The following is a 22,734-nucleotide window of genomic DNA, read 5'->3' on the forward strand; positions in this document are numbered from 1 at the left end:
AGCGAGAGAGGCCTCGCTGCCGACATGCAGCCAGGCGGAGAAAATCGTGAGGCAGTGCGACCTCACTTTTCGGGTAGAGGAGATACAGGCGTGGTCACTCAGGCACGGACGGCCCGATACTCCTCGGCCACCTCGTTTGTGATCTGGTGCACCTTCTCGATCGTGTGGAGGTAGTAGTGCTTTTTGATGGAGCGCGGATCCGGGGCGTAGACGAGATGAACGCCTCCCGGGCCGGCCAGGACGACAAACCGCCGGAAGGCTGGTTGGAAGTCGAAGGCCCATCCTGACCGCCTGTAGACCGGGCCGCCGGGCCAGAGCGCCCTTACGAGGCGCGACTTCGCTGTGCGGGAAAGAATCTCACTGGCGTCGGCCCGCCAGTTCCTTTTTCCCAACTCGCGGTGCAAAAGCCGATGGAGGTCGATGATTGGCGTATGCGGGCGCTTCCCCGGAGAGACCGAATGCCAGTCCCTCCGTTCGCCCGACGGCTTGTTGAACTCGTAGGGAATCATACTGGAAAGGTGCTTTCGTGAGAGGTTCGGATGGGTAAGTCTGTTGAGACTGAAGGCGCGATTTAGTGGCCGAGGAAGACGTGCTTCGTGTCGACGCCGGAGTCGACCAAGACCACGTCGCCGCCGAGGCGTGCGTCTTGGGCGTAGGCCTCGAAGTCAAAATACCTGGCCATCGCCTCAGGCACACCCGAGAAGAAACCTGTCGATTCGAGGTAGCGACGAGCCCACTCTTCCAGGCTGGAGAACGTCCCGAGGTAGCGTTCCTGGAATGCACGGGGCCACTCTTCTGGTGGCGTTTCGCAGTGGAACTCGGCTTCGATGAAAGCCTTCGCCGCGCCTGTATCTTCCAGGTCACGGAGCCGGACGTATGCCATGACGTTCTCGGTGTCAATTCCGCCGTGACGGGGAATGAGGGCAGAGGGAATGCCCTCGTAGTCGTCGATTCGAAACTCCTCTATCGGTCCACAGACGCCGCTTAGGGGCTCCTCATCCCAGGTTTCGAGGAGGGACGATATAGCATGGCGAAGGTGTTCGGCGTTTTGGTAGCTGCTCAGGCAAAGCCACTCGCCTCGCAGGTGGCCGGCGTTGTAGGCCGCCAAGTCCGCGACGTAGATCTTCGGCTCAGGGAAATCAGACATAGGAGTTACGCTGTTTAGTCGTGTTAATGCGATCAGGCATAGAAAAACCCGCCCTCCGTTTTGGCAGGAGTGGCGGCAACAGGGAATTCAGAATGGAGGCGTCTTCCGCAGTATGTCAGTACCGCAGCTAGTCAGTAGTAGATTGCGCGGCGGCCATGGCGGGCAAACAGGCGAGCGCCGATGACATCAAGCCAGGGATTGCCCTTTCCGGGCCTGCTCGCCTGAACCGTGCCATCACGGACGCGAACTTCGCGCCTGCTTCCGTTCCAGCCGGAGGAGGGGTCTCTGATCCCTGCGAGAACGCTTATGGATTCGATCGCGCGCTGATGATAGGCTTCGTAAATGTCTTCACGGATGCCTGATTTGTTTGGCCCAAAGCCTTGCCGTGCGCTCCACGCAAAGAGCCGTCGTTGTTCTTCCTCGTCTTCAGGAGGGATAATCATGGGGGAAGAAGGGGTAATCATGGAAGGAAGATGATCATGAAAGTGAAGACGTTAGCAGTGGTTATCGACAAGATGCCACACGCGCCGCTCAGCAAGCTCCTGAAGGCGCTCATCGCTGAGGTGGCCCATGCCCTGGGGCGACCACGACTCTTCAACCTGAAAGCGTTCTCCAAGCTTTAGAATCACGTCTCGGTACGGCGCTTTGCCATTGTGCGGATTGTTTTCCCATACGTGCATCCATCCGTCATGGCCGAACATGAGTCGCTCTCGAAAGCAATCGACATCCGAGAGATACGCCCGTCGGATGCGGCAATAGTCCAGGCGGAACGGTTCGCTGGCGTTTCCGAGGCGGATAGCGTCGCGGACATGGCCGTATTCGGCCATCTCTTCTTTCTCGTCTTCAGGAGGCACCCGATGGCCGTCCATCACGCCCAGGTCGGCAAGCCAATCCAGTCCGGCTTGCTGGCATCGGGCGATGATGACGTAGGAACGGCTATATTCGGACCGCCACAGGTAGAGGGCACTACAGGAACTATTCGGTCCCGTGATGAGCCGCGAAAGCGTCTCGTCGCATTCCAGAACGGGGAGACGCTCGTACGTACGGCCATCTAGATTCAGGTCCAGGATGGGCGGATCGTCGGTCGGGGCGTTCCCCGAAACCTTCGTAGTGGATGAGCTCGATTCAGTAGAAGACTTTGGTTTAGGCATAGTAGAGCAAGAGCAATTCGGGAGAACATGACAGGTAGAGGAGTGCTCTCGGCAGGGAACCTGCTTCCGCTGAGTCAGGGAAAGTTGTCCCAGGTGGGACAGCTACGGGAAACAGGTCACGGGCCGATGCGCAGGCGAGATCGACAAAGATACGGCGGTCGCGCCGCTCCGGCTTGCTGGTTAAGACCTCACCGCGCCATAACCATTGTGCCTAAATCTGCGGGAAATTTGCGGGGCCTAGAGGAAGTGAGGGGGCTCCGGTTGGTTGTGTCCCGATAATTGTGTAACTGATCCGGCTGGATAGACCGAGCCGAGCTGTCTTACAACCCTCCTATTTAGACGGACCCCTCTGAGCGACTCCCCTGAGAGCGGATAAATCGGTCGTCTACAGGGGAAGAGCTCGCTCCATCCGATCTGAAAAGGACCTATATTCGACGCTCTAGCTGACCTCAACCGCAACCCCTTATGACTGACCGAAGCAACTCTCCCGTTTCTTCTGGTGCCCTGGAGGAACTGACGCGAGGCATCGAAGAGAAAGCCCGAGACACCAACCCCTCATTTCATCTTGTACCCTCTCCCCCTCACCGGGATGCTCCAGAGCTAGGCACTGTCTGATAAAAAGCCTGTATGAACGGGTTGCACAGTCTACCGGACTGATCAGGGCGTTCTGTTATGCCTCGACGCCGCTGGAAGCTGTCGCTGTTGGCTCACTGATAAGCAATACGAACGTATCGAACCTCTTCTTCCAGAGGTCGAAGGCCGCGGTTGTCCCTGCAACGATCACCGCAAGGTCACGGGCGGCATCTTCTAGTCCAAAGCGCTCCGGCGCTCCCTGGCGAGACATGCCTGAGCGGTACGGCAGTTGGTGGGCCGCCCATGACCGCTTCCGACGCTGGCGGACCGATGGGTGACACAAAGGGGCCCGAACCGGGCGAGACGAAGGTGTAGGCCCGGCGCTCGGCTATGGACCTGTCGGTCCTGCGAGGTGGGTTCTCAACCTCTGGTCTACCTGCCCCGAGACCGGCAAGGCCTTCCGCTTGGGGCCATCCTGTCGGCCAGACAACGCCACGAATCAGCCTTCTTCACCGACCTTACAGGCGAAGTATCGATACCTCGGTCCCGGGTACGGCCCCGGAAGCGCCCAGACGCCGTCGCTGGCGATCGAGCCTGCGATGCCGCCTGGATCCGACACTGGCTCACTGGCAAAGGCATCGAGTCGGCTATCCCAGCCCGCCAAGGCCTCCGTGGGGGACCCGGACGCCCGCCAACCTGCAATGACCAGAGGTACCGCGACTGAAATACGGCTGAGCGCTGTATTGGACACCTCAAGGAGCGCCGCCGCCTGGTGGCCTATGTGAAAAGAAAGCGAGTCACACCGAAGCGACAGCTTCAAGCCATGGTGCTCTGGGCGTTCGCCCGGAAATACCTGAACCGATAATTATCAGACGCAGCCTAGACACCGATCATGTGGAGTTTACCGAATGAGAGAACCTAAAAACGTGGAAGGAGAGACAGCTCAAGGAGGACTTCACCCTCTTGGTGAAGCACGAGGGGGAATCGTAGATTTTGGTGTCTAATAGTCACTCTTCATTTTTATTAATCTTCTTGGGAACCATTTACACCGAATCCATATTTGAAGAACCTCAGTCGAAATTTGAATAAGCATTGCATCCAGCTGACTGAGCGCTTCGAAACGCTGATTCAAACTTCCCACGTTTCGACTCCATGAGTCAAATTAAAGCCTCAACCCTCGCGTCTACTTTAAGCGATAACCACATTCGTATTCTAAAGACAGCAATCGAGAGCGGAGAGACGGCACGGCAAGCAATTGAAAAGCTACCGCCCAAAGTCAAGGCGGCAATCCTTTCCATAATAGGTACGGCTAGCCTTGGAAGGGCAATCCAAATATTAGTCAGGGAGAACTAGTGACCCCCTGCGCTTTCATACATCGATAGATACAGTGGGCCTCGGCTAGATCAGCCGAGGCTCTTCTGTTTGAGTTGACGCCAGTCACGGGTTGAATAAAAGTTGGCCGTCGAAGCGCTCGGTGTGTAGGATGAAGTGACCGCTTTATCCATCACCGACTCGCTCCGGCGGCCATGGACAACCTAAAACACCGACTTGTCGAATGCTATGTGTTCGTTGATGACTACTTGAAGGCCCATTCTGGATCAGTAAACTGGCGGCGCTCGAACAATGATGATCCGGCCTTTACCGACGCTGAAGTCATCACGATTGCGTTGATGTAGGGGTACTTTTAAACCGATACGCTCAAACGAACCTACCAGCTTGTCTCAAAGAACGCCCCAGAGGCGTTTCCAACGCGTCCCGGCTACAAGCAATGGGTCCGCCGTTTGAACCGACTGACGGATTTGGTTGGTCGGTTGGTCAGGGCTGCGGCTCTGCAAGCAGCCGCCAAAACCCTGAAGCGACTCTACGTGGTTGATTCGTTTCCCATTCCGCTCTGCCAGCCGGTTCGGCACGGTCGAGTGAGGCTTCCGGGAGAAGACGGGGCCTATTTCGGACGGTCAGCTAAAGGGTGGTTTTTCGGATTTCAGGTGCATGCCCTCATTCATCAGCCCACTGGCGCAGTGCTCACGGCAATACCTCTTCCTGGCAATTGGGATGGCCGTCGCAGTTGGGATGACCGTTGGGTTGTTCGGGCTCTCGCTCTTTCTACTGCGGAAGGAATACTTCTCGGCGACCAGGGCTACAGCGGAAAAGAGACCTTCGACTGGCCGTGCGGCCAGGCCCAGACTCTACGCGCGGGTGCCATCCGATGAGAAAAAAGAAGGCCTCTCCACCGTCAGTCAGGTCCGCCAGCGCATCGAAAGTAGCTTCTCAGGGCTGTGGCGCCGGTTTGCGGATCGGGTCTACTCCAGGTCATGGCGTGGCCCACAGGCGAGCCTGTTGCTGAAGATCTTAGATTTTGACATGGAGCGCGCCGGAATCATCGAAACTGTGTGATTCAACCCGCGACTGAGGTTTGCTCATACTCATAAAACGATGATCGAAACCGACAACCCCGTCTCCGGCGACAGTACACCCGACGACGATACAGAGGTCTCCCTCTCGGAAGCCGCCCAGGCCGTTATGGACGTGCTTGTGGAATGCCACGGAAACCTGGAGGCCGTGCGCCACCGCTTGGACGGAGATGAGATCGACGTGGACATGGATTCCTCTGAGTTACCGACTCCCCGTGAGCAGGTGCTCCACATCGCTGCCCAGCTGGAATCGTGTGCCGGGGCTTTGCGGGACGCAGAGAGGGGGTGAGGACTCAGTTTCGCATACGGTTCCACAGTCCAGAGAGCCTCTGATTCATCCGATCGGGTCTGCATCTCCGCCCGGTTGGTTTTACGTTCGAAACGCGCTCAACTCTCCGCTGAACTACACTCACACTTGTTGCATGAGCGAACAGCAGAATCTCTTTGGCCGGAAGCTCCACGCCGACCTCGAAATCGAAGACGAGCTCTGGGAGGCCGCCGTGGATCTCCGGGGCACCATCGCTCCGGCGAACTACAAGAACTATGTCCTGCCGCTTCTCTTCCTCCGGTACCTGTCTCTCCGCTACGAGGAGCGCCGGGAGGAGCTGGAGGAAAAAGCCGAAGATCCGGACTCATACTACGTCGAGGAAGACCTGAGAGAAGTAGATGAGTACCGTCAGGAAGGGGCGTTTCTGATTCCAGAAGAAGCCCGCTGGGACTACCTCGTCGAGCACGCCCAGGACGACGACATCAAGGTGAAGGTCGATCGCGCAATGGAGCTGTTGCAGCAGCGCTACGACGACCTAGAAGGCGTCCTTCCACCGATGTATGCCGGGAGCAACTTGACCCAGGAAAACCTTGCCAACCTGATCAACCTGTTCTCCCGGGACATCTTCACCGGCCAGGGCAAGCAGCAGGCCGATGTTCTAGGCCGAGTCTACGAGTACTTTATCACCAACTTTGCCGATACCGAAGGCTCGAAAGGTGGGGAGTTCTTCACCCCGCGATCGGTGGTCCAGGCGCTGGTGGCCATGCTAGAGCCGGAGGATGGCTCGAAGATCTTTGATCCGGCATGTGGGTCTGGCGGGATGTTCGTACAGGCCGCCGAGTTCACCGATGACAAAGAGAGCCTGTCGTTCTATGGGCAGGAGAGCGTCGACCAAAACCTCCGCCTCTGCAAGATGAACCTGCTCATGCACGACTTGCAGGGGGACTTGGAATCTGGAGACTCCCTTTTGAACGACAAGCATGAGGGCTTGAAGGCGGACTACGTGATCGCCAATCCGCCGTTTAACATCCGGAGTTGGGGCGCAGACGAGATTCCGGGCGATGACCCGCGCCTCCAGGTGGGCGACCGTCGCCTCCAGCCCACGGACTCCAATGCCAATTACATGTGGATGATGCACTTCCTGCATCACCTGGAGGACGGCGGCACGGCGGGGTACGTGATGGCCAACGGGTCGATGACGACGAGCCTCACGAATGAGGAACCGGTCCGAAAGGCCCTCGTCGACGAGAGGTTTGTGGACTGCATCGTGCAGCTCCCCGATAAGCTCTTTTTCGGCACCGGGATTCCGGCGTGCCTCTGGTTTCTCTCCCGAAACCGGGATGGCTCCAACGGGGAGCGGGAGCGGTCCGACGAAATTCTTTTTCTCGACGGCCGAGATATGGGGGAGCTTCCCGAGCGGGCCAAGCGAGTCCTTACCGACGACGAGATTGGACGGCTGGAGACAGCATACCGCAACTTCCGGATGCCCGATGAAAAGGTCGAGGAAGAGCCGGGCTTTTCCGGTGTGGCCTCACTGGAGGAAGTTCGATCGAACGACTACAAGCTCACACCGGGACTCTACGTCGGCTTCGAGGACGACGATGGGGACCGGGTGCCCTTTGAGGTGAAGATGCCCCAACTCGTCGATGAACTGGAGGATCAGTTTGCTGAATCGGAGCGGCTGCAAAGTCAAATAGAGAAGCAGTTAGCTGACCTACTGTAATTAAGCCCATCTACCGAGCAATACTAACCACTCTCTTGTACTATGGCGAAATGGATTAGGAGGATCCTTGATGATCTACCAGTCGATTTTATTGACGGTGACCGTTCTTCTCGGTATCCGACTAGGGATGAACTGAAAGATGAGGGATTTCTATTCTTGAGCACTAAAAATGTGACAAAGAAAGGTCTAAGACTTGACGATTTGGATTTCGTTAGTCCTTCTAAGTTTGAAGAAATAAAGAAAGGTAGACTTAGGCCCAACGACATACTTATAACTACCCGCGGAAGCATTGGTAAAGTTGCTCTTTTTGAGTCTCCAAAGTATAAGACGGGCCTAATAAATGCTCAACTTCTGATACTTCGATCAGACGATGAAAGTCTGAGCCCTTCGTTTCTTTACTACACAATGAAGTCTTCCAGCTTTCAAAAAAGGCTGAAGAACTATGCATCTGGTTCAGCTCAACCTCAGATTCCAGTGAGGGATTTGAAGGAGATTGAGATTGAGGTCCCACCACTCACCATCCAACACCGAATCGCCAACATCCTCGGGGCCCTCGACGACAAGATCGAGCTGAACCGCCGGATGAACGAGACCCTGGAGGAGATGGCCCAGACACTGTACTATCACTACTTCGATGGGAGCGTGGAGGGGGGTGACATCGGACTTGAAGAGCTCGTCGAAATCAAACCCCGAATGCCAGTGCCCGATGACGATGAGGTGCTGACTTACGTGGGGATGGCCGATGTCGAGCCCAACCGTATGAGCGTCACTGACTATGGGAAGAAGGAATATACCTCTGGTCGGCGGTTTGTGAACCACGACACCCTCATGGCACGGATCACACCGAGCCTAGAAAATGGGAAAACCGCCTTCGTCGATTTTCTTGACGACGGGGAGATGGCATTTGGATCTACAGAGTTCACTGTCATGCGGGCCCGAGAGGGCACAAGCCCCTGCTTCGTCTACTGCTGTGCCCGTGATGAGCGGTTCCGAGAGTATGCCATCTCGACGATGACGGGCTCTTCCGGACGACAGCGGGTCCAGGAGAATTTGCTTGGCGAGTATGGCTTCGAGGACTTCGATCAGAGCCGAATGGACCAATTCCATAATCGAGTAGAGCCGCTCTTTAAGCTCATCCGGTCCAACACGTCGGAAAACCAAACCCTCGCCGAAACCCGCGACTACCTCCTCCCGAAGCTGATTTCGGGAGAGATCGAGGTGGAGGCGGCTGAGGAAATGGCTGACGAGGCTGTCGACGCGTCCGCGTAGGCATTTCCCGAACCTTCTGTCTGATTGGTGGTCTGCTATGTGGTATTACGCCGTCGACGGCGAAAAGCATGGGCCCGTTACCAAAGACGAAATTCAGGGTTTGATTGACAACGGTGAGTTGGGCCTAGATAATCTCGTGTGGAGCAGAGGGATGGAGGACTGGAAAACTGCCTCTGAGGTTGAGGACATCCATCCAAGCCCACCTCCGCTTCCCGACGACGAAAAATCCCCATCCCCCCCTCCAATCTCGAAGAAAGAGCATAGCCAGGTAACCAAACAGCAGGATTCCAAACCTGAGACCGACGAGCCCACTTCTCCGTCTCAAGAGGACGACATCCACACAGACGGAGATGCGACGTTGTCGGCAGAGTCCACCGATAGAGTTGGCTCCAAGACAGTTGGCATTACCTATGCAGGCTTTGGAAGCCGGCTGGTAGCATACGGGATCGATATACTGATCACTGTCGTCGTGTCTGTCATTCTGGGAGCCGTCGCACTCTCTGTGGACTCCTCTGCGGATCCTGATCTTCTGACACGAGGAATTGGATCTCTGGTGACCTGGTTTTACTTCGCAGGGTTTGAAAGTTCAAAGCGACAGGCTACGCCTGGGAAGCAATTGATGGGATTGAAGGTGACGGACGCGAACATGGGCTACGACGGGATCGGATTTCGGAAGGCTTCCGGACGGCACTTCGGAAAAATTATCTCGGGAGCACCCTTGCTGCTTGGCTTTATCATGGCCGCGTTTACGGAGAGGCACCAGGCCTTGCATGACAAGATGGCCGGGTGTCTTGTTGTTAAAAACTCCTGAACGGACAGTCTCAATCTTTTCCACAAGAGTGATTCAGCAATGTCGGACCTTGGAACGCTCGAAAAGCTTGACCTTCGATCTGTCTGGGAGAATGAGGCAAGGGATTTTACGCCCTGGCTTGCGCAGGAGAAGAATCTCAACCTCCTCGGGGACACAATTGGAATCGAGCTACAACTTGACAGTACAGAGAAGAGCGTTGGGCCCTTCAACGCGGATGTGCTTTGCAAAGATACCATAGATGATCAATGGGTCCTGATCGAAAACCAACTGGAACGAACCGATCATCCTCATCTTGGTCAGCTCTTGACGTATGCCGCGGGTCTCGATGCCGTCACCATCGTGTGGGTTGCCCGTCAGTTTTCAGACCAGCACCGAAGCGCCCTCGACTGGTTGAATAAGATTACCGATGAGGACATCAACTTCTTTGGCTTGGAGATTGAGCTTTGGCAAATCGGGGACTCCTCTCCTGCCCCGAAGTTCAACATTGTCTCGAAGCCGAATGACTGGTCAGAGACTGTCAGCTCGGCGGCCAGGGGTGAAGAGTTAAGTGAAAGCGATAAGCTCCGTCGAGAATACTGGGCTACGCTAAAGGAACGTCTGGAGAGTCGAGAGAGTCGCGTCCAACCTCGAACACCCAGACCCAACAGCTGGGCTCGCTATGCGGTAGGACGCACGAGATGCCGTCTTACTGCACGCATTAGCTCTCGAAATGAAAAGACTTCAGTCGAACTCACGCTAACCGATGAGGAAGAGGCTGAGCCTCTCTTCCATCTTCTTCAAGCGGATAGAGAGACCATCGAGGAGGAAATTGGAAAAGAACTTGATTGGCAGCCGAAGCCGGACATGAAGCGATTTGTTGTTGCTTACGAGTGGCCGGCTAACCCTACTGATCGAGAAGCGTGGCCCCAGCAGCACCGCAAACTTGCAGGGATGTTAGACGCCTTTCACCGTGCCTTTGCTCCTCGGTTGAGGCAGTCGAACCCGGACGACTGGACGGAAAAGACAGAAGAGTCTTCAATGCAGGAGGCCAACGTACGAGACGAAAATCCAGAGACCACCCACTTATAAATACGAAGTGTGCCCTCATGGTCTTGACTTTGGGCCTGCAACGTAGACATCTCTGCTAGAAGCGTCCCCTCCTCTCAGCTTTCTGCTCGCTCCAGTATGTCTGACCAACTGCAGATAGCACTTCTGGAAGAACAGCCTCTCGGTGATCCTGACGAGAACCTGTTCGAGGAGACCACCATCGAGCGCCTGGAGAACCTTGGCTACCGGTCGGTCCACGGGCGAGATCTTCGTGATCCCGAGACCTTTCCGGACACGGAGGTCGTCCACCGGCCCACGCTCCGGCGGTTTTTCCGGGCACAATACCCATTTCTCGATGAGACGGCCCTCACGCAAGCTGTCCAGACGGTAGCCAGTCCCGATGGAGTTGGCCTAGCCCAGCGTAACAAGGAGGCCCACCGGCTCATCACCGAAGGGTTTGACCTTCCTTATGAGAAGGACGATGGGACGGAGGCTTACGAGCACGTCTACCCCATCGACTGGGAGCGTCCCGGGGAGAACGACTTCTGGGTCGTACAACAGCTCTCAATTCACGGGGACAATGACCGCCGCCCGGACCTGATCATCTACGTCAACGGGCTGCCGCTGGTCGTCTTCGAGCTGAAAAATCCCTACCGGGAGGACGTAGATGTCGAAAACGCGTTCAACCAGCTCCAACACTACAAGCAGGAACTCGGTCGCCTCTTTTCCTTCAACGCGTTTTGCGTCTTGTCTGACGGCACGGAGACCCTACAAGGTGTCCACTCCGCCTCCCGGGAGTGGTTCAAGCCCTGGATGAGCGCCGATGGGGAGACGATTGCCGACGACCGGCGCCAAAGCATCGACACGCTGATTGAAGGCCTCTTCCCGAAGGAGCGGCTTTTGAGTTACGTCCGCAACTTTATCGTTCACGAGACCGTCGGGGGCGGCATCCGGAAGAAGGGGGCGCTCTACCACCAGTTCTTCGGCGTCCGTCGGGCGGTGGAGGAAACCCTCCGAGCCACCGGCCCGGGCGGGGACCAAAAGATCGGGGTCATCTGGCACACGCAAGGGGCAGGGAAGAGCCTATCGATGGTCTTCCTGGTCGGCATCCTGCGGCGGCGCCTAGGCAACCCGACCATCCTGATCGAGGTGGACCGCAATGACCTTGATGAGCAGCTCTACGACGCCTTTGTGGCAGCGAAGCCCCTCGTCGGGTCCGTTCACCAGGCCGAGGGCATCGAGGACCTCCGGCAGCGGCTCCAAACCGAGGGCGGGGAGGTGGTCTTTACGACCATCGAGAAGTTTCAGCTGAAGGGTGAGGAGACCGAGCATCCCCAGCTCACAGGCCGAGACGATGTCGTCGTCATTGCGGATGAAGCCCACCGTACGCAGTACGGCTTCGAGGGGGAGGTGCGCTACGACGAGGAAACCGGAGAGCACTTCACCGCCTACGGCTACGCCAAGTACCTCCGCGAGGCCCTGCCCAACGCGTCGTTTATCGGCTTCACCGGGACACCGATTGCAGAGGATGACCGGGACACCACGGCGGTCTTCGGCGACCTCATCCACTCCTACGACATGAAGCAGGCCAAGAAAGACGGGGCCGTCGTTGGGATTCAGTACGAGCCCCGCCTCATCGAACTGAAGCTCACCAACGAGAACATCGACGAGGAGCTCAGCGAGATTGCCGAGGGGGAGGACGTGGAGGTCGAAAAGCAGAAGTGGTCGGCCATGGAAGAGGCCGCGGGCACCGACGAGCGGCAGTCCCAGCTGGCAGAGGATCTGATCGAGCATTTTCAGAAGCGCTGCCAGTCGATCGAGGGGAAGGGCATGATCGTAGGGATGAGCCGGGAAAACTGCGTGGGTTTGTATGAGGCCATCGTAGACCAGCGTCCGAGCTGGCATGACCCGGCCCTCGACCAGGGGAAGATCAAGGTTGTCATGACGGGCAACATCTCCGAGGATCCCCCGGAGTGGAACGAGCGAGGCCACATCACGACCAAACGGCAGCGGGGACAGCTTAAGGAACGGTTCAAGGACCCGGATGACGAGCTCAAGCTGGCCATCGTCTGCGACATGTGGCTCACGGGCACCAACATCCCGTGCCTCCACACCCTATACATCGACAAGCCGATGAAGGGGCACAACTTGATGCAGGCCATCGCCCGGGTAAACCGGGTCTTCCGGGACAAGCCCGCGGGCCTCGTCGTGGATTACATCGGAATCGGGACCGAGCTGAAGAAGGCCACGAAGCGCTACACGGACCAGGGCTTCGACGAGCCGACGGAGGAACTCGAAGAGGCGGCCTTCGGGCAGTTCGAGGAGGCCCTGTCTGCGGTTCGAGAGACGCTCCCCGGCGGCACCGATAAAGATGACATCGCGGGCTGGCGGGACCTCTCGAAGATCGACTTCGAGGACTTCGTAGGGCGCCTGTACGACTTTTACTTAGAGACCGACGACCGGCGGGACGACTTCCTCAAAAAGGAGAAGCGGCTCCGGAAGGCCCACAGCCTCATCCAGCACCGAGATGAAGTCGAAGACTATGCCGATGAGGTCGCCTTCTACCAGTTCGTGCGGACCCAGCTCAAACGGACGAAGGAAGGCGGAGGCGGTGATGGCCGAGACGAAGATGAAGACCGGGCCGCGGCCATCCGGGATCTCGTCGAGCGCAGCATCGACGCGGAGGAGGCGGTCGACATCTACGAAGCTGCGGGCCTGGACAAACCCGATATTTCTATCCTCGATGAGGAGTTCTTGGAGGAGTTCAAGTCGGGGGATGGGCGAGAGAACCTGCGCATCAAGGTCCTGGAGAAGCTCCTTCAAGACGAGATCCAGGTCCGAAAGCGGGAGAACCTAGAGAAGTACCGCTCGCTCCAAGAGATTCTGGAGGAGACCCTGGAGAAGTACCGCCGCAATGCCATCACGGCGGCGGAGGTGATGAAGGAGCTGGTGGAGATCAAGAAGGAGGCGATGGAAGAAGACGACCGGATGGAGGAGTATGATCTCTCCAACGAGGAGATCGCTTTTCTCGATGCCATTGATGGGGTCCGCGAGGACGTCTACGACATGGACTTCCTCTGCGACCTCGTGCGGGAGATTGTCGATGTGGTCAAGAGCAACGTGGAGGTGGATTGGACGAAGCCCCACCGGGAGAACGTCCGGGCTGGAGTCCGAAGTGCCGTCAAGCGCGTTCTCCGCCGAAATGAGGTGGATGGAGACGACATGCAGGCCGTCCAGGAGGAAATTATGGAGCAGGCCGAATCGCTGTACGGGGACTGGCCTGAATAATATCATCGCTCTGGGGAGATTCGCGCTTCTACTTTTTATCACAGCAGGTCCAGTTCAATGCTCCGCGAACTTCGCTGTGAGAACTACAAGGCGTTTGGAGACGAGACGCGTTTTCCACTGTCTTCTCTTACGGTGCTGGTGGGCCCGAATAACGCAGGCAAGAGCACGGCACTCGACCTCGTACGTCTGACGAAGAATGGACACAGCCTGGATCTGACATCGGGCCGCGGGAGACTTCGCAGGTTCGAAAACCTGTTATGCAACCGGGAGCCAGAATCTCTGACGCTGGGGAGACGAATTTCAACAGAGGTGGCTTCAAGTCCTGGAAAATCCGGTGGTCCAACTTTTCACCTCGCAGATGATCTCTCGCTTGAGTCTATATTCGTGCCGTTCAGAAATGGATTCGTGCTCAAGCGTTGGGACGTGTTTCTGCATCCGGCAGGAGACCGAGGATCAGCCGAGCAGAGAATACTTTCGAAAAGTGTCGAGGTAGGTCCCGTAAATGAGGTCGGCGCCGAGCCGGCGAAGCCCGCGCAAGATCCATTGGACTGGCTCACTCGGGAAGAGGGTGAGGAGTCCAATAATGACGCCATGCCCAGTGAACTGTGGTTCGGACTACTTTGAGGTGAGCAGTCCGGAATCCGGAAGAAAGACTCTGACAAAACGACCTCCGGACCGAAAACAATGTTCAGTCCTACTGGCCCATATCGGCGCACGATATCGAAGTCTTATACCGTCGATGCGAGTCTGATCGGTCTAATTTTCGATATGATACGCACGACTCGGCAGCACAACACCGAAAAGTCCCCGCTCGATTTATCAGCTGGGCCGTTTGAGCTCAGTATGACCGAGAGTGCAGACGTCAACTCGGAGGAAGAGCCACCCCCCCTCGAATACATCCCACCCATGACGTTTTAGAGAATTGGGTGGGGTCCAGTCCGGCATGGCTCCCCTCCAACAAGGAAGATATGTGGGACGCGGCACGAATGGCGGTTTTGTCTCCGCTAGTCGAAAAAAATAAATGACAGCTTCGACCGCATGGACTCGACACACTTGCCTTCCTTCCAGGCCCGCCCGGAGCGGTACTACGGCCCTCAAGACCCGCTCACTCCCCTTCTGGAAAAGCATCAAGACGCACATCCGACGGTCCAGGATGACGTGGAGGAATGGCTGGATGTCTTTGACCTTGGGTCCGACCTTGACGTCGAGTCCGTGGCTCCATACCTCTATGCCGCGTCGGTTCGCCGGAACGGAGGGCGCCGGTACCTGGCAGATCTTGGGTCTGGGACGGCGCAGCTCCTGCCCCTCATTCTGAAGCTCACGGTCGGACATCCCTCCAGCGTTTTGCTTTTGGAGGAACCGGAAGCGAACCTCCACCCGAACCTCCAGTCCCGGCTTGCCGACCTGCTGGTGGAGCTCATTGGCAGCGGCCATCAGGTGCTTGTCGAGACCCACAGCGAGTACCTCGTCCGGCGTCTCCAATACCTGGTGGCGAAAGGCCGGTGTGATCCCGACAGCGCCTCGGTCCTCTACGTCGACGCGACGGACAGCACGGACACATCTACGCCTGATGTCCGGTCTATTTTCATTGACGAGCATGGCCAACTAAGCGAACCGTTCGGCGGTGGGTTCTTCGATGAGGCCACAGACCTGATGGTTGATCTCTTCAAGTACGGGAGTGAGAACTGATCCCGCTCAACATCGCTCATCACGATGCCCAATGACCGGTTTTTGACGGCCCACGTCGACCTTCCCGTTCCTGCACAAACTCTTCCGCGAGAAGCCGGAGGACCTGAGCAAAACGCCAGATGACGACTTGAGCTTTCCCCGATCGAACGGACACTTTAGAAAGGGCAAGTGTCCGGGTGTTTTTGATCACCCTTCAGCCGCCAGGGAGGTTTCCCTGGGGGGATGATGCTGTGCTTCAAACTCCACCGGGCTCACATATCCAAGCGCTGAGTGGAGGCGTTTTCGATTATACCACACCTCGATGTACTGGAAAAAGTCCCGCTTCGCTGCTGTTTTGAGCGTGGGGCAGGCCTGAGAGGCCTGCAGGTTACGCGCTGAGAAGTCTTTGGTCTTGCCCGCAATGCTGAGTCATCACTTTCGGTTCTCTTAAGCTATTTTGCCCTGCTACCCTATGGCTAGAAATGTTAAGCTTGACTACTACCGAGTTTCCGTTCCCGACCCAAATCTGGACTTGTCAGATGCATTAGAAAACCTTTTGGGGCATCCTGAGGATAGCGAGGAGCGGCTTGTATACGATGGTGAAAATGTGAACTGGGCTTACCAGTTGGAACACGACGGACAGTACTATAAAGGCGACATTGTTCGAGTTGACATGGAGCGGGGTGCGACGAAAGCTGAAGTATTAGGGGACCTTGAGCCGGTGAAGCTCTCTGAAGGTGAAGGAATGGGGTACCGGACGGCTTTTTTGTACGACCCTCAGCTGAACACTTTGGTGCTGCAGGCAACCAGGCGCGGTATTACTCCATCTCGTTTCGCATTTTTTTTCAATGTTTTTAGCGATGCCAGTCAAGATATTGAACTCTTACCCTACATGCGTCAAGACGGAATGGATCGGCTTAACCGGTTAGAAAAAGCACACGTCTTTTCTGTGAAGATCGGAAACACGGGTACGGCGGCGTCTCTTCAGAACACTGGGCATTCTGCAAAACAAAAAATAGAAGGTCTTGCAGAGCACGTAGAGGCTCCTAAAATGGAAATTCGATTTACCTGTGGCAGGCAGTGGAGAAGTGAAAATTTGGACCTAGACGCGATCCGCAACTCCATTGCTGAGTTTATTACACCTGACGGGGAGATAGAGGCTGAAGAAATCAGGATAAATGGCAGAGGCCCGGATGATCAGTCGGAAAAGATACGGCTAGTCGAAGAACATTTTCGGGACGAGATGAGTGTTGAGCCAGGTAACTTCAGGATTCTTCCGTATCAGGCACGGGTCCAAAATTTGGAAGCGAGCTATCGCAGGAATCAAGGGGCAATCCGTGAGCTTCGCTCTTAATAGAAAAAATATTGAGTCCTCGTATCCAGTATTCACTGGTTCAACAATCGGACTATGCCTGATTGGCATTTTTCTACTAACGGATGTTACGGTTAACGAGACCCCACTTGCCTCAAACATCTCTAGCGTGCTCGCTAGTGCTGCAGCAATCTCTGGTACGATAGTAGGTTTTCTATCTACCGCCCTTTCAATTCTCTTCGTTCTATCAGATAGACCGTATTTGAAGTCGGTATCAAGATCTGGGGCATTAGATGACCTCATATCTTACATTGTGAGGTCTATCTTCCATTGGGTCCTTCTTGCCATCTCGAGTATTACAGGCCTGTTGACCCAGGGTGTGATAGCGGCAGGCTGGTATGATATCTTTCTTGCCGTTGAGGCTGGTTTGCTAGTTGCTGCCTTTCTTAGCTTCTACCGTGCGACCAGTTTGATTGCATCCCTACTCAGGAAACAAGTAGGCTATCGAGGATAGATCTGTCGGGACTGAGGCCTTCTGCTAGTTTCTCGGCTCGATATACACATCGCACGACTAGCCATCGATCAATGCCCTCCGTTTGTCAGCACTTGACGGCCTGTATGGAGGCGTGGATTTGAAGCGGCACTGAACCATTTCCCGAGAATAAAGCAGGCGTATGAGACCCGGAACGACTTCCTGAAAATCTTTGAGATCAAAGACTGCCAGAAGGCCGGCAAGACTCTTCGAGGTGCGCCCGAAAAGTTGGACTGGCAGGTCGACTAAGACTGAGGCTGAGACGCAGGACGTTTGGTTTCCTGTGAACCGTAGCCAATCCAACGATACGCACCATGGGACAACGCACCTACAGCCGGAGAATTTAAGCTCCAAGTCGTACCCGAAGCGCTCCAGTCCGAAGGAACCGACGCGGAGGTCGCCAGGGCCTACGACGTTCATCCTGTTACGCTCTCCGGCTGGAAGACGAAGCTGAAAGAAAACGGCTCCAGAGCCTTTGGCGGCTCCGACGAGTTGAAGGAGAAGAAGGAGAAAATCGCCAAACTCGAACGCATGGTCGGTCAGAAGGAAGTCGAAATCGCCCTGCTGAAGAATTTTTTGGGCGAGAGCTGACCACCGCCGAAAAAGTCCGCCTGGTGGATCAGCACAAAGAAGAACACGGACTGAACCGGTGCCTTGAGGCGATTGATCTGCCGAAAAGCACCTACTACTACCGGAAGAACCGCTCGGATGAGCCTTCCGAAGAAGAGCAAGAGCTGATGGACCACATTCGTGAGATTATCGGCGAGCACCCAAGCTACGGCTACCGCCGGATTCTGCCGGAGCTTGAGGAGCGCACCGGTCAGGCGGTCAACCATAAGCGGCTCAGACGGCTTCTTAGCGAGCATGAGTTGGGGTTGGCCCGTCAGGTGTCGGGGCACAGCCCCTCACCCGTGCAGGAGATTCTCGGCGATGCTGCCGGGAACCTCAACCTTGTAGCCGGCCTCGATCCGGGGCCGCTTGAGGCCTTTTCAACCGACTTTACGGAGCTGTCGTACGCGGAGGGAAACCGCAAGGCGTACCTGATGGCCGTGGCCCGTCTGGAGAGCTTCTGCGGGTCCGGGTTGGGCGGTCGGGCCGAGCGGGAATCGCAAGCTCGCCATGCGCTGCTGGAAGCAGGTTCGCGAACGGATGGCGAGCCTGGACGAGAAGCTCGGCGGGAAGATCATTCATCATGACCCAGGCAGCGTCTACACCAGCTATCGGTGGCTACGGGCGATCCTCCTCGATGACGAAATGCGCATCAGCTACTCCGAAAGCGGGGCGAAAGGCAATCCCTGGATCGAGTCGCTCTGGGGACGGACGAAGGGTGAGGTCGGCTCACGGATCACGGAAGCCTCGTCCTTGCCGGCCCTGCGAACCGTCTTTGACGAGCGGTTCATCTGCTATAACTAGGAGCGGGGGCACTCCTCGATCGGGCAGATTCCACCCCAAAAACATCTCGGGCAAACTCTCTTTGCTTACGAATCAGAACCTTAAATCGCTGCTGCGTCTTAGCCTGAAATAGTCGCTCAACTGGCCCAAAAATTCGGGCACGCATCCGGATAGCTGATAGCTCATAAGCTTTGGAGTGTCTCCAAGTTTTTGCGGAGACGAGCGTTCTGATGAGTGACCAGTTCAGCATGATCAGCACGCTTCGCGAAATCACCCAGTACGGTTCGAACGGCAATGCTAGACCCGAAGGTGATGGCCATAGTGGTCGGCTCGCCGACAAGAGCAGCCTCCCGGAGTGCCGACTCTACGACAAACCCAGCTCCCAAGCTTCCGCCGGAAAGTGCTGTTTCCTCAGCAGCGTCCTCAAAGGCCTGCTGGGTGTTCTTTGCACCCTTGTAGACCTGAAAGCCTTCCCTCATACTATGAAGGGCACTGGCTGTGAGCGTACCGACAAAGATCTCCTCGAACAGATGCTCAAAAGCCTCGGGGCCTACTGCGTCAACTCCAGCTTCAACAATCTCCGTAGCGTGCCATGAGGGAGAATCGATAGGGATGAGATTCAGATCCAATCCTTGCTCTGCCGCCTGGCTCTGAACCTCCTCAAAGACGTTCGATGGGACAGCAAACTCTATGTCCGCAACGACCTCACCGTCCGGAGTTGTGATCTCACTAGCCTCAAGCTCGGCCTGTGTTTCTGCCATCTCGCTCGTGATATAGTCCGGGTCGCCGGATGTCTTAACATCGATGTACCGAGTGTCGCCGCCTGGGGGCTGATACACGATGTCATATCCCTTCTGGTCACTTAACTCAGCAAGCTGAACCTTCCCTTCGACCTCTTCGGAAGCGGCTTCCAGGAACTGGTTTTCTCCAACTCGCCCCTTAATCGTGCTGATCCATTGCTGACTGACGCCGCTCCCACCTTCACGGAGCGCTTCCGCGATGCGTTCTCGCGCCTCCTGGTATGAATGGACCTCACCACTCGTCAAATTTCGGAAGGCATCCCGCAGCTCTTCAGAGACCTGATCATTCAGTCCATCCTCGTGAATGAGATCGGCCAGAACGACGCCCGGCCCTATCGAGCCATGTAGCAGATCGTCGGCCTTCCACCGGTGGAAGATACCGTCGGCGTCTCCGGCGTCGTACCTGTCTGCAAACTCTTCAATGGTAGTTTCAGGCATACCGAAGTCCGAGAAGCTTTTTCAAAGAAACAGCTCAGGAAGAAAGCGTAAGTCAGTGTGTTTTCCTGAGCTGCTCCACTTCATCCTCAAGTTTGTCGATCCGATGTAGGGCTCCCTCCAGCTTTGAGGCAAGCAGATCGTTGTATTCCTGCTGCTTTTCTAAGCGCTGAAGAAGCTCCTGGATGAGCTTCTCCCCGGTAAGCTCTCGCTTCTTTTCGCTCGCTCGATCTACACCGGACTGCACGGTTTCAGCCGCCTTGCCAGCAGCGGACTCGATATTGGAGCGGGCCTCTTCTGAGAAGTTTTCTTTATACTTATCCTTTGCTTTCTCTGCACTTTTTTCGGCCTTTTCCATACTCTCCTCTACTTCATCAGGTGCCTTTTCCTTCAAATTTTTCCATTTGTCTTTCAGTCCCATGGCGTTGGTAGATTAAGAGAATGGATCGAGTGAATCTCAGAAGTTGTTTAGCGGAATGTCTGTGGCCTGCGACTTCGCAGATCATGCGTAGAACGGGTTCGGCACTCGCACGGTAGCGCTGCTACAGGGGTTGCCTGGGCCCCGTTTGTGCACGTCGCCCGCTGTGTCTCGGCTGAATATCTATCCGCAAAACAGCTTCTCAGCTCTTCAAGTCGGCCTGTTAGAAAAACGGTCGGAGACGGACAGACCGAACGGTCTACAGGACCATTGACTTAATTTCATGTACGTCCTCCTCCGAAAGTGATCCACTGTCGCGCATTTCACGGGCTTCGAAAAGGACTTCTTCGACACTGTCGTCCTCTATTCCATGAATCAAACGTTTCAAGAGACTTTTCTTCACGTCTCTGAACTCTTCCTCGTCTATCATTTCGGTTTCTCGAAGCTCTTTGTAGTCTCGTACTTTTTTGGAGAACTCCTCTATACTCAAGGGATTAGCTCTTTCACCGTCGTGGCCTCCCTGTCGTCTCCAGTTCATCTCCGCCCGTGGAGAAGGTTCCACTCCATTCTCGATTATATTAATTGCTGCGAACCCCAATACTGGACTTACGAGCAGGGAGATTGCAAACCACTTGATCGCGCCTCGATCCATTCGGTTCGCGTAGTAACCCATCGCTACGCTCAAGGATAACCAAAATAGAAGGGCTGGAATCATACTCCTAGTGTGGGTTTGCAAGTAAAAATTTAGTTAGTAAATTCAAATTGTAAAAACGGTAGAATAAATGTACGAAGGTCCCAAAAAGCTATGATTATTTGGGTGTTCGACAGTTCCACCGACATCTGCGGGCCTTTGCTTATGCTAGATCATCAGTGCTTATGCTAGATCATCAGCCTCCTCGTTTTCTGAGTCGCCGGAGCGCCCTTTTACTTTTGTCCACTGGATACAATGCTTTTCGACCTGACTGTGGACTGCTCTGACGAGATTTTTGGTAGTGGCTCAACAAGTAGTGAACTTCTCTATTTGAACCAAGCCGCGTCTGGCTCATCAGTACATCCGGCCCGGTGATCAAAGAGACCTATGAGTGCAGAGGATGCGGCTCCTCCTGTGTCGTCGAAAAACGGCCACAGCGCTAGTGGCTCCCAGTAGCAAGATTGAAAGGATTGGGGGGCGCACAAGGTGTTTGGTTTTAGAACCTCGAGGCTACCCAGAAGAGGAGAAAGAGAAGATTCTTCGGACCTACTGCAAACGCGATTCAGAACGGGCGATTAGCCGCATCTTTTGAGTCAGTCGCTATCGCCTTAAACCGATGGCTTGAAAAAGGGACGCGAAGCCGATCCATTAATCGATGGGGTCAAGCTGGCCGAAGGAAACGATATCCTTGATCCCGATGAATGCTACGCATATGTCCGAAAACGGTCAAATAAACGATGGCTCAAGGCCCAACTCTGTCGCAGGACCCGACAAGTCGTGGCGTTCGTGATCGGGGACCGTTCGGCCATAACCTGCGCCCGGCTCTGGAGCCAAATTCCGGAAGGTTACCGCCAAGCCAAAAGCTTCAGCGACTTCTGGAAGCCCCCTGAAGCGACAGCTTCTCCCAGCGTTTGAGAACGATCCTGGCCATCAACAGGTCGGAAAGTGCGGTGGCGAGATGGCCCACGTCGAAAGACTCTTCGGACGACTTCGGCAGAAGTTGGCCTGATACCTCAGGCGGACGTGAGCAGCCCTTAGTCAGAAATATTGCTCTATCTGACGACGAAACTGTTCGCGGGGTAGCACAATGAACAAGCTCATGATGTCCAACCGATAGCGATCGCCTTATCTCGTACGGTGAGCATATCATTACCCTTCGGGATAGGCTAAAGCACCTCCGACTTGATTTCAAGCACATCCTCTTCCGAAAGTATCCCGTTGTCTCGCATCTCTCTGACCTCAAATAGAACTTCCTCTGGACTGTCTCCCTCCATTCCATGGGTTAGGCCCTCAAGAAGCCTCGACTTCACGTCTTTGAACTCTTCCTCGTCTATCATATTGGTCTCTCTGAGCTCTTTGTAATTACCCACCTTCTCGGAGAACTCGTCTACGGTGAGGGGGTCGACTCTCTTCACTTCAATACCAGTGTCTTCTGGTTGTCCGCTCGAACTATCAATAGGTGCCTGGTTTGACGAAGGTGAAAAATCCGACTCGCTCTCCAAAACAACGAGTGTTATGAATGCAATGAGTGGACTTATCAATATGGCTATTGCAAACCATTTGATCGGGCCTCTATCCCTTTCTCGCGCGAAATATGCAATTCCGGCGCTGAATGCTATCCAGAGTAAAAAAACGACCATGAGTCTGAATCGGGCGTTGAGGGGGAAGCAACCGAAATAACTGATGTCAGAATTTCACGAATGGATTGGGTGGGTATGTGGTTCTGAAGTGAAGAGCTCTGGTCGTGCCCACCGTTTTATTTTTCCTCATCCTTCCTCTCTGTTCGATCAATCCAGTCTCGATGGATCTGTCCTCCTGA

General features: G+C 55.5%; 23 protein-coding genes and 3 pseudogenes. 16 read left to right on the plus strand and 10 right to left on the minus strand.

Annotation, left to right across the window (positions count from 1 at the left end; all coding sequences use genetic code 11):
- Positions 1-98 precede the first annotated feature (98 nt).
- From SRU_RS05795 to SRU_RS05810, 4 genes are all read right to left on the minus strand, one after another.
- Positions 99-509, minus strand: a complete 411-nt coding sequence (locus SRU_RS05795; RefSeq protein ID WP_011403852.1) for a hypothetical protein — start codon at positions 507-509, stop codon at positions 99-101.
- A 62-nt stretch (positions 510-571) separates the two neighbouring features.
- Positions 572-1,147, minus strand: coding sequence for an antirestriction protein ArdA (locus SRU_RS05800; protein WP_011403853.1), 576 nt, complete (start codon positions 1,145-1,147; stop codon positions 572-574).
- 131 nt (positions 1,148-1,278) lie between these two features.
- Positions 1,279-1,611: a hypothetical protein gene (locus tag SRU_RS05805; protein ID WP_164923558.1), complete on the minus strand. Its 333-nt coding sequence runs from the start codon at positions 1,609-1,611 to the stop codon at positions 1,279-1,281.
- Positions 1,612-1,641: 30 nt separating this feature from the next.
- Positions 1,642-2,298: a hypothetical protein gene (locus SRU_RS05810; protein ID WP_164923559.1), complete on the minus strand. Its 657-nt coding sequence runs from the start codon at positions 2,296-2,298 to the stop codon at positions 1,642-1,644.
- An 818-nt stretch (positions 2,299-3,116) separates the two neighbouring features.
- On the opposite strand from SRU_RS05810, the pseudogene SRU_RS16010 reads away from it, so the two are divergent.
- The 11 genes and pseudogenes from SRU_RS16010 to SRU_RS05865 form a co-directional block, all read left to right on the plus strand.
- A pseudogene (locus tag SRU_RS16010) lies at positions 3,117-3,206 on the plus strand (transposase); the annotation flags it as partial.
- A 1,191-nt stretch (positions 3,207-4,397) separates the two neighbouring features.
- Positions 4,398-4,547: a hypothetical protein gene (locus tag SRU_RS05820; RefSeq protein WP_164923560.1), complete on the plus strand. Its 150-nt coding sequence runs from the start codon at positions 4,398-4,400 to the stop codon at positions 4,545-4,547.
- A 189-nt stretch (positions 4,548-4,736) separates the two neighbouring features.
- Positions 4,737-5,081: a transposase gene (locus tag SRU_RS16015; RefSeq protein WP_374982344.1), complete on the plus strand. Its 345-nt coding sequence runs from the start codon at positions 4,737-4,739 to the stop codon at positions 5,079-5,081.
- A 223-nt stretch (positions 5,082-5,304) separates the two neighbouring features.
- Complete coding sequence (locus SRU_RS05830) at positions 5,305-5,571, plus strand: hypothetical protein (protein ID WP_011403854.1); 267 nt, start codon at positions 5,305-5,307, stop codon at positions 5,569-5,571.
- Positions 5,572-5,704: 133 nt separating this feature from the next.
- On the plus strand, positions 5,705-7,273 hold the full coding sequence (locus tag SRU_RS05835) for a type I restriction-modification system subunit M (RefSeq protein WP_011403855.1): 1,569 nt from the start codon (positions 5,705-5,707) through the stop codon (positions 7,271-7,273).
- Positions 7,274-7,315: 42 nt separating this feature from the next.
- Positions 7,316-8,542 (plus strand): restriction endonuclease subunit S, encoded by a 1,227-nt coding sequence (locus tag SRU_RS05840; RefSeq protein WP_011403856.1) that lies wholly within the window; start codon positions 7,316-7,318, stop codon positions 8,540-8,542.
- Between the two features lie 37 nt (positions 8,543-8,579).
- Positions 8,580-9,353, plus strand: a complete 774-nt coding sequence (locus SRU_RS05845; RefSeq protein WP_011403857.1) for an RDD family protein — start codon at positions 8,580-8,582, stop codon at positions 9,351-9,353.
- 39 nt (positions 9,354-9,392) lie between these two features.
- On the plus strand, positions 9,393-10,421 hold the full coding sequence (locus tag SRU_RS05850) for a DUF4268 domain-containing protein (protein ID WP_011403858.1): 1,029 nt from the start codon (positions 9,393-9,395) through the stop codon (positions 10,419-10,421).
- A gap of 96 nt (positions 10,422-10,517) precedes the next feature.
- The gene (locus SRU_RS05855) at positions 10,518-13,667 is read left to right on the plus strand and encodes a type I restriction endonuclease subunit R (RefSeq protein ID WP_011403859.1); all 3,150 of its coding nucleotides are present in this window, start codon (positions 10,518-10,520) and stop codon (positions 13,665-13,667) included.
- A gap of 57 nt (positions 13,668-13,724) precedes the next feature.
- Positions 13,725-14,291: an AAA family ATPase gene (locus SRU_RS05860; protein WP_164923562.1), complete on the plus strand. Its 567-nt coding sequence runs from the start codon at positions 13,725-13,727 to the stop codon at positions 14,289-14,291.
- Between the two features lie 414 nt (positions 14,292-14,705).
- On the plus strand, positions 14,706-15,356 hold the full coding sequence (locus tag SRU_RS05865; protein WP_011403860.1) for an AAA family ATPase: 651 nt from the start codon (positions 14,706-14,708) through the stop codon (positions 15,354-15,356).
- 186 nt (positions 15,357-15,542) lie between these two features.
- Here SRU_RS05865 and SRU_RS15630 read toward each other — a convergent pair whose 3' ends face one another.
- On the minus strand, positions 15,543-15,758 hold the full coding sequence (locus SRU_RS15630; protein ID WP_259084996.1) for an IS3 family transposase: 216 nt from the start codon (positions 15,756-15,758) through the stop codon (positions 15,543-15,545).
- A 49-nt stretch (positions 15,759-15,807) separates the two neighbouring features.
- On the opposite strand from SRU_RS15630, the gene SRU_RS05875 reads away from it, so the two are divergent.
- From SRU_RS05875 to SRU_RS05890, 4 genes are all read left to right on the plus strand, one after another.
- Entirely contained in the window at positions 15,808-16,689 is an 882-nt protein-coding gene (locus SRU_RS05875; RefSeq protein WP_164923563.1) for a DUF6731 family protein, read from the plus strand.
- A gap of 787 nt (positions 16,690-17,476) precedes the next feature.
- On the plus strand, positions 17,477-17,770 hold the full coding sequence (locus tag SRU_RS16020; protein WP_164923730.1) for a transposase: 294 nt from the start codon (positions 17,477-17,479) through the stop codon (positions 17,768-17,770).
- Positions 17,771-17,793: 23 nt separating this feature from the next.
- Positions 17,794-18,375, plus strand: coding sequence for an IS3 family transposase (locus tag SRU_RS05885; RefSeq protein ID WP_011403862.1), 582 nt, complete (start codon positions 17,794-17,796; stop codon positions 18,373-18,375).
- 58 nt (positions 18,376-18,433) lie between these two features.
- Positions 18,434-18,592, plus strand: coding sequence for a hypothetical protein (locus tag SRU_RS05890; RefSeq protein ID WP_164923564.1), 159 nt, complete (start codon positions 18,434-18,436; stop codon positions 18,590-18,592).
- Positions 18,593-18,753: 161 nt separating this feature from the next.
- Here SRU_RS05890 and SRU_RS05895 read toward each other — a convergent pair whose 3' ends face one another.
- The 4 genes and pseudogenes from SRU_RS05895 to rnhA form a co-directional block, all read right to left on the minus strand.
- Positions 18,754-19,809 (minus strand): DUF3883 domain-containing protein, encoded by a 1,056-nt coding sequence (locus SRU_RS05895; RefSeq protein WP_164923565.1) that lies wholly within the window; start codon positions 19,807-19,809, stop codon positions 18,754-18,756.
- A gap of 52 nt (positions 19,810-19,861) precedes the next feature.
- Positions 19,862-20,227, minus strand: coding sequence for a hypothetical protein (locus SRU_RS05900; RefSeq protein ID WP_164923566.1), 366 nt, complete (start codon positions 20,225-20,227; stop codon positions 19,862-19,864).
- 256 nt (positions 20,228-20,483) lie between these two features.
- Positions 20,484-20,939, minus strand: a complete 456-nt coding sequence (locus tag SRU_RS05905) for a hypothetical protein (RefSeq protein WP_164923567.1) — start codon at positions 20,937-20,939, stop codon at positions 20,484-20,486.
- 159 nt (positions 20,940-21,098) lie between these two features.
- Positions 21,099-21,200 (minus strand): annotated as a pseudogene (gene rnhA / locus SRU_RS16025) (ribonuclease HI); the annotation flags it as partial.
- Between the two features lie 86 nt (positions 21,201-21,286).
- Between rnhA and SRU_RS05915 the strand changes: the two are divergent.
- Positions 21,287-21,939: pseudogene (locus SRU_RS05915) on the plus strand (IS1 family transposase); the annotation flags it as partial.
- 142 nt (positions 21,940-22,081) lie between these two features.
- On the opposite strand, the gene SRU_RS05920 reads toward SRU_RS05915, so the two are convergent.
- A complete protein-coding gene (locus SRU_RS05920) occupies positions 22,082-22,555 on the minus strand; it encodes a hypothetical protein (protein WP_164923568.1) in 474 nt (157 codons plus the stop codon).
- Positions 22,556-22,734 lie beyond the last annotated feature (179 nt).

The organism is Salinibacter ruber DSM 13855 (assembly GCF_000013045.1).
GTDB lineage: Bacteria > Bacteroidota > Rhodothermia > Rhodothermales > Salinibacteraceae > Salinibacter > Salinibacter ruber.

What these genes read in the sequence shown, in the direction of transcription:
- SRU_RS05905 (WP_164923567.1), bottom strand. Translation starts at nt 20,939, where the DNA reads ATGATTCCAGCCCTTCTATTTTGGTTATCCTTGAGCGTAGCGATGGGT.
- SRU_RS05830 (WP_011403854.1), top strand. Translation starts at nt 5,305, where the DNA reads ATGATCGAAACCGACAACCCCGTCTCCGGCGACAGTACACCCGACGAC.
- SRU_RS05840 (WP_011403856.1), top strand. Translation starts at nt 7,316, where the DNA reads ATGGCGAAATGGATTAGGAGGATCCTTGATGATCTACCAGTCGATTTT.
- SRU_RS05805 (WP_164923558.1), bottom strand. Translation starts at nt 1,611, where the DNA reads ATGATTACCCCTTCTTCCCCCATGATTATCCCTCCTGAAGACGAGGAA.
- SRU_RS05865 (WP_011403860.1), top strand. Translation starts at nt 14,706, where the DNA reads ATGGACTCGACACACTTGCCTTCCTTCCAGGCCCGCCCGGAGCGGTAC.
- SRU_RS05920 (WP_164923568.1), bottom strand. Translation starts at nt 22,555, where the DNA reads ATGGTCGTTTTTTTACTCTGGATAGCATTCAGCGCCGGAATTGCATAT.
- SRU_RS05810 (WP_164923559.1), bottom strand. Translation starts at nt 2,298, where the DNA reads ATGCCTAAACCAAAGTCTTCTACTGAATCGAGCTCATCCACTACGAAG.
- SRU_RS05900 (WP_164923566.1), bottom strand. Translation starts at nt 20,227, where the DNA reads ATGGGACTGAAAGACAAATGGAAAAATTTGAAGGAAAAGGCACCTGAT.
- SRU_RS05890 (WP_164923564.1), top strand. Translation starts at nt 18,434, where the DNA reads ATGCGCATCAGCTACTCCGAAAGCGGGGCGAAAGGCAATCCCTGGATC.
- SRU_RS05800 (WP_011403853.1), bottom strand. Translation starts at nt 1,147, where the DNA reads ATGTCTGATTTCCCTGAGCCGAAGATCTACGTCGCGGACTTGGCGGCC.
- SRU_RS05875 (WP_164923563.1), top strand. Translation starts at nt 15,808, where the DNA reads ATGGCTAGAAATGTTAAGCTTGACTACTACCGAGTTTCCGTTCCCGAC.
- SRU_RS05860 (WP_164923562.1), top strand. Translation starts at nt 13,725, where the DNA reads ATGCTCCGCGAACTTCGCTGTGAGAACTACAAGGCGTTTGGAGACGAG.
- SRU_RS05835 (WP_011403855.1), top strand. Translation starts at nt 5,705, where the DNA reads ATGAGCGAACAGCAGAATCTCTTTGGCCGGAAGCTCCACGCCGACCTC.
- SRU_RS05895 (WP_164923565.1), bottom strand. Translation starts at nt 19,809, where the DNA reads ATGCCTGAAACTACCATTGAAGAGTTTGCAGACAGGTACGACGCCGGA.
- SRU_RS05820 (WP_164923560.1), top strand. Translation starts at nt 4,398, where the DNA reads ATGGACAACCTAAAACACCGACTTGTCGAATGCTATGTGTTCGTTGAT.
- SRU_RS05855 (WP_011403859.1), top strand. Translation starts at nt 10,518, where the DNA reads ATGTCTGACCAACTGCAGATAGCACTTCTGGAAGAACAGCCTCTCGGT.
- SRU_RS05850 (WP_011403858.1), top strand. Translation starts at nt 9,393, where the DNA reads ATGTCGGACCTTGGAACGCTCGAAAAGCTTGACCTTCGATCTGTCTGG.
- SRU_RS05845 (WP_011403857.1), top strand. Translation starts at nt 8,580, where the DNA reads ATGTGGTATTACGCCGTCGACGGCGAAAAGCATGGGCCCGTTACCAAA.
- SRU_RS05795 (WP_011403852.1), bottom strand. Translation starts at nt 509, where the DNA reads ATGATTCCCTACGAGTTCAACAAGCCGTCGGGCGAACGGAGGGACTGG.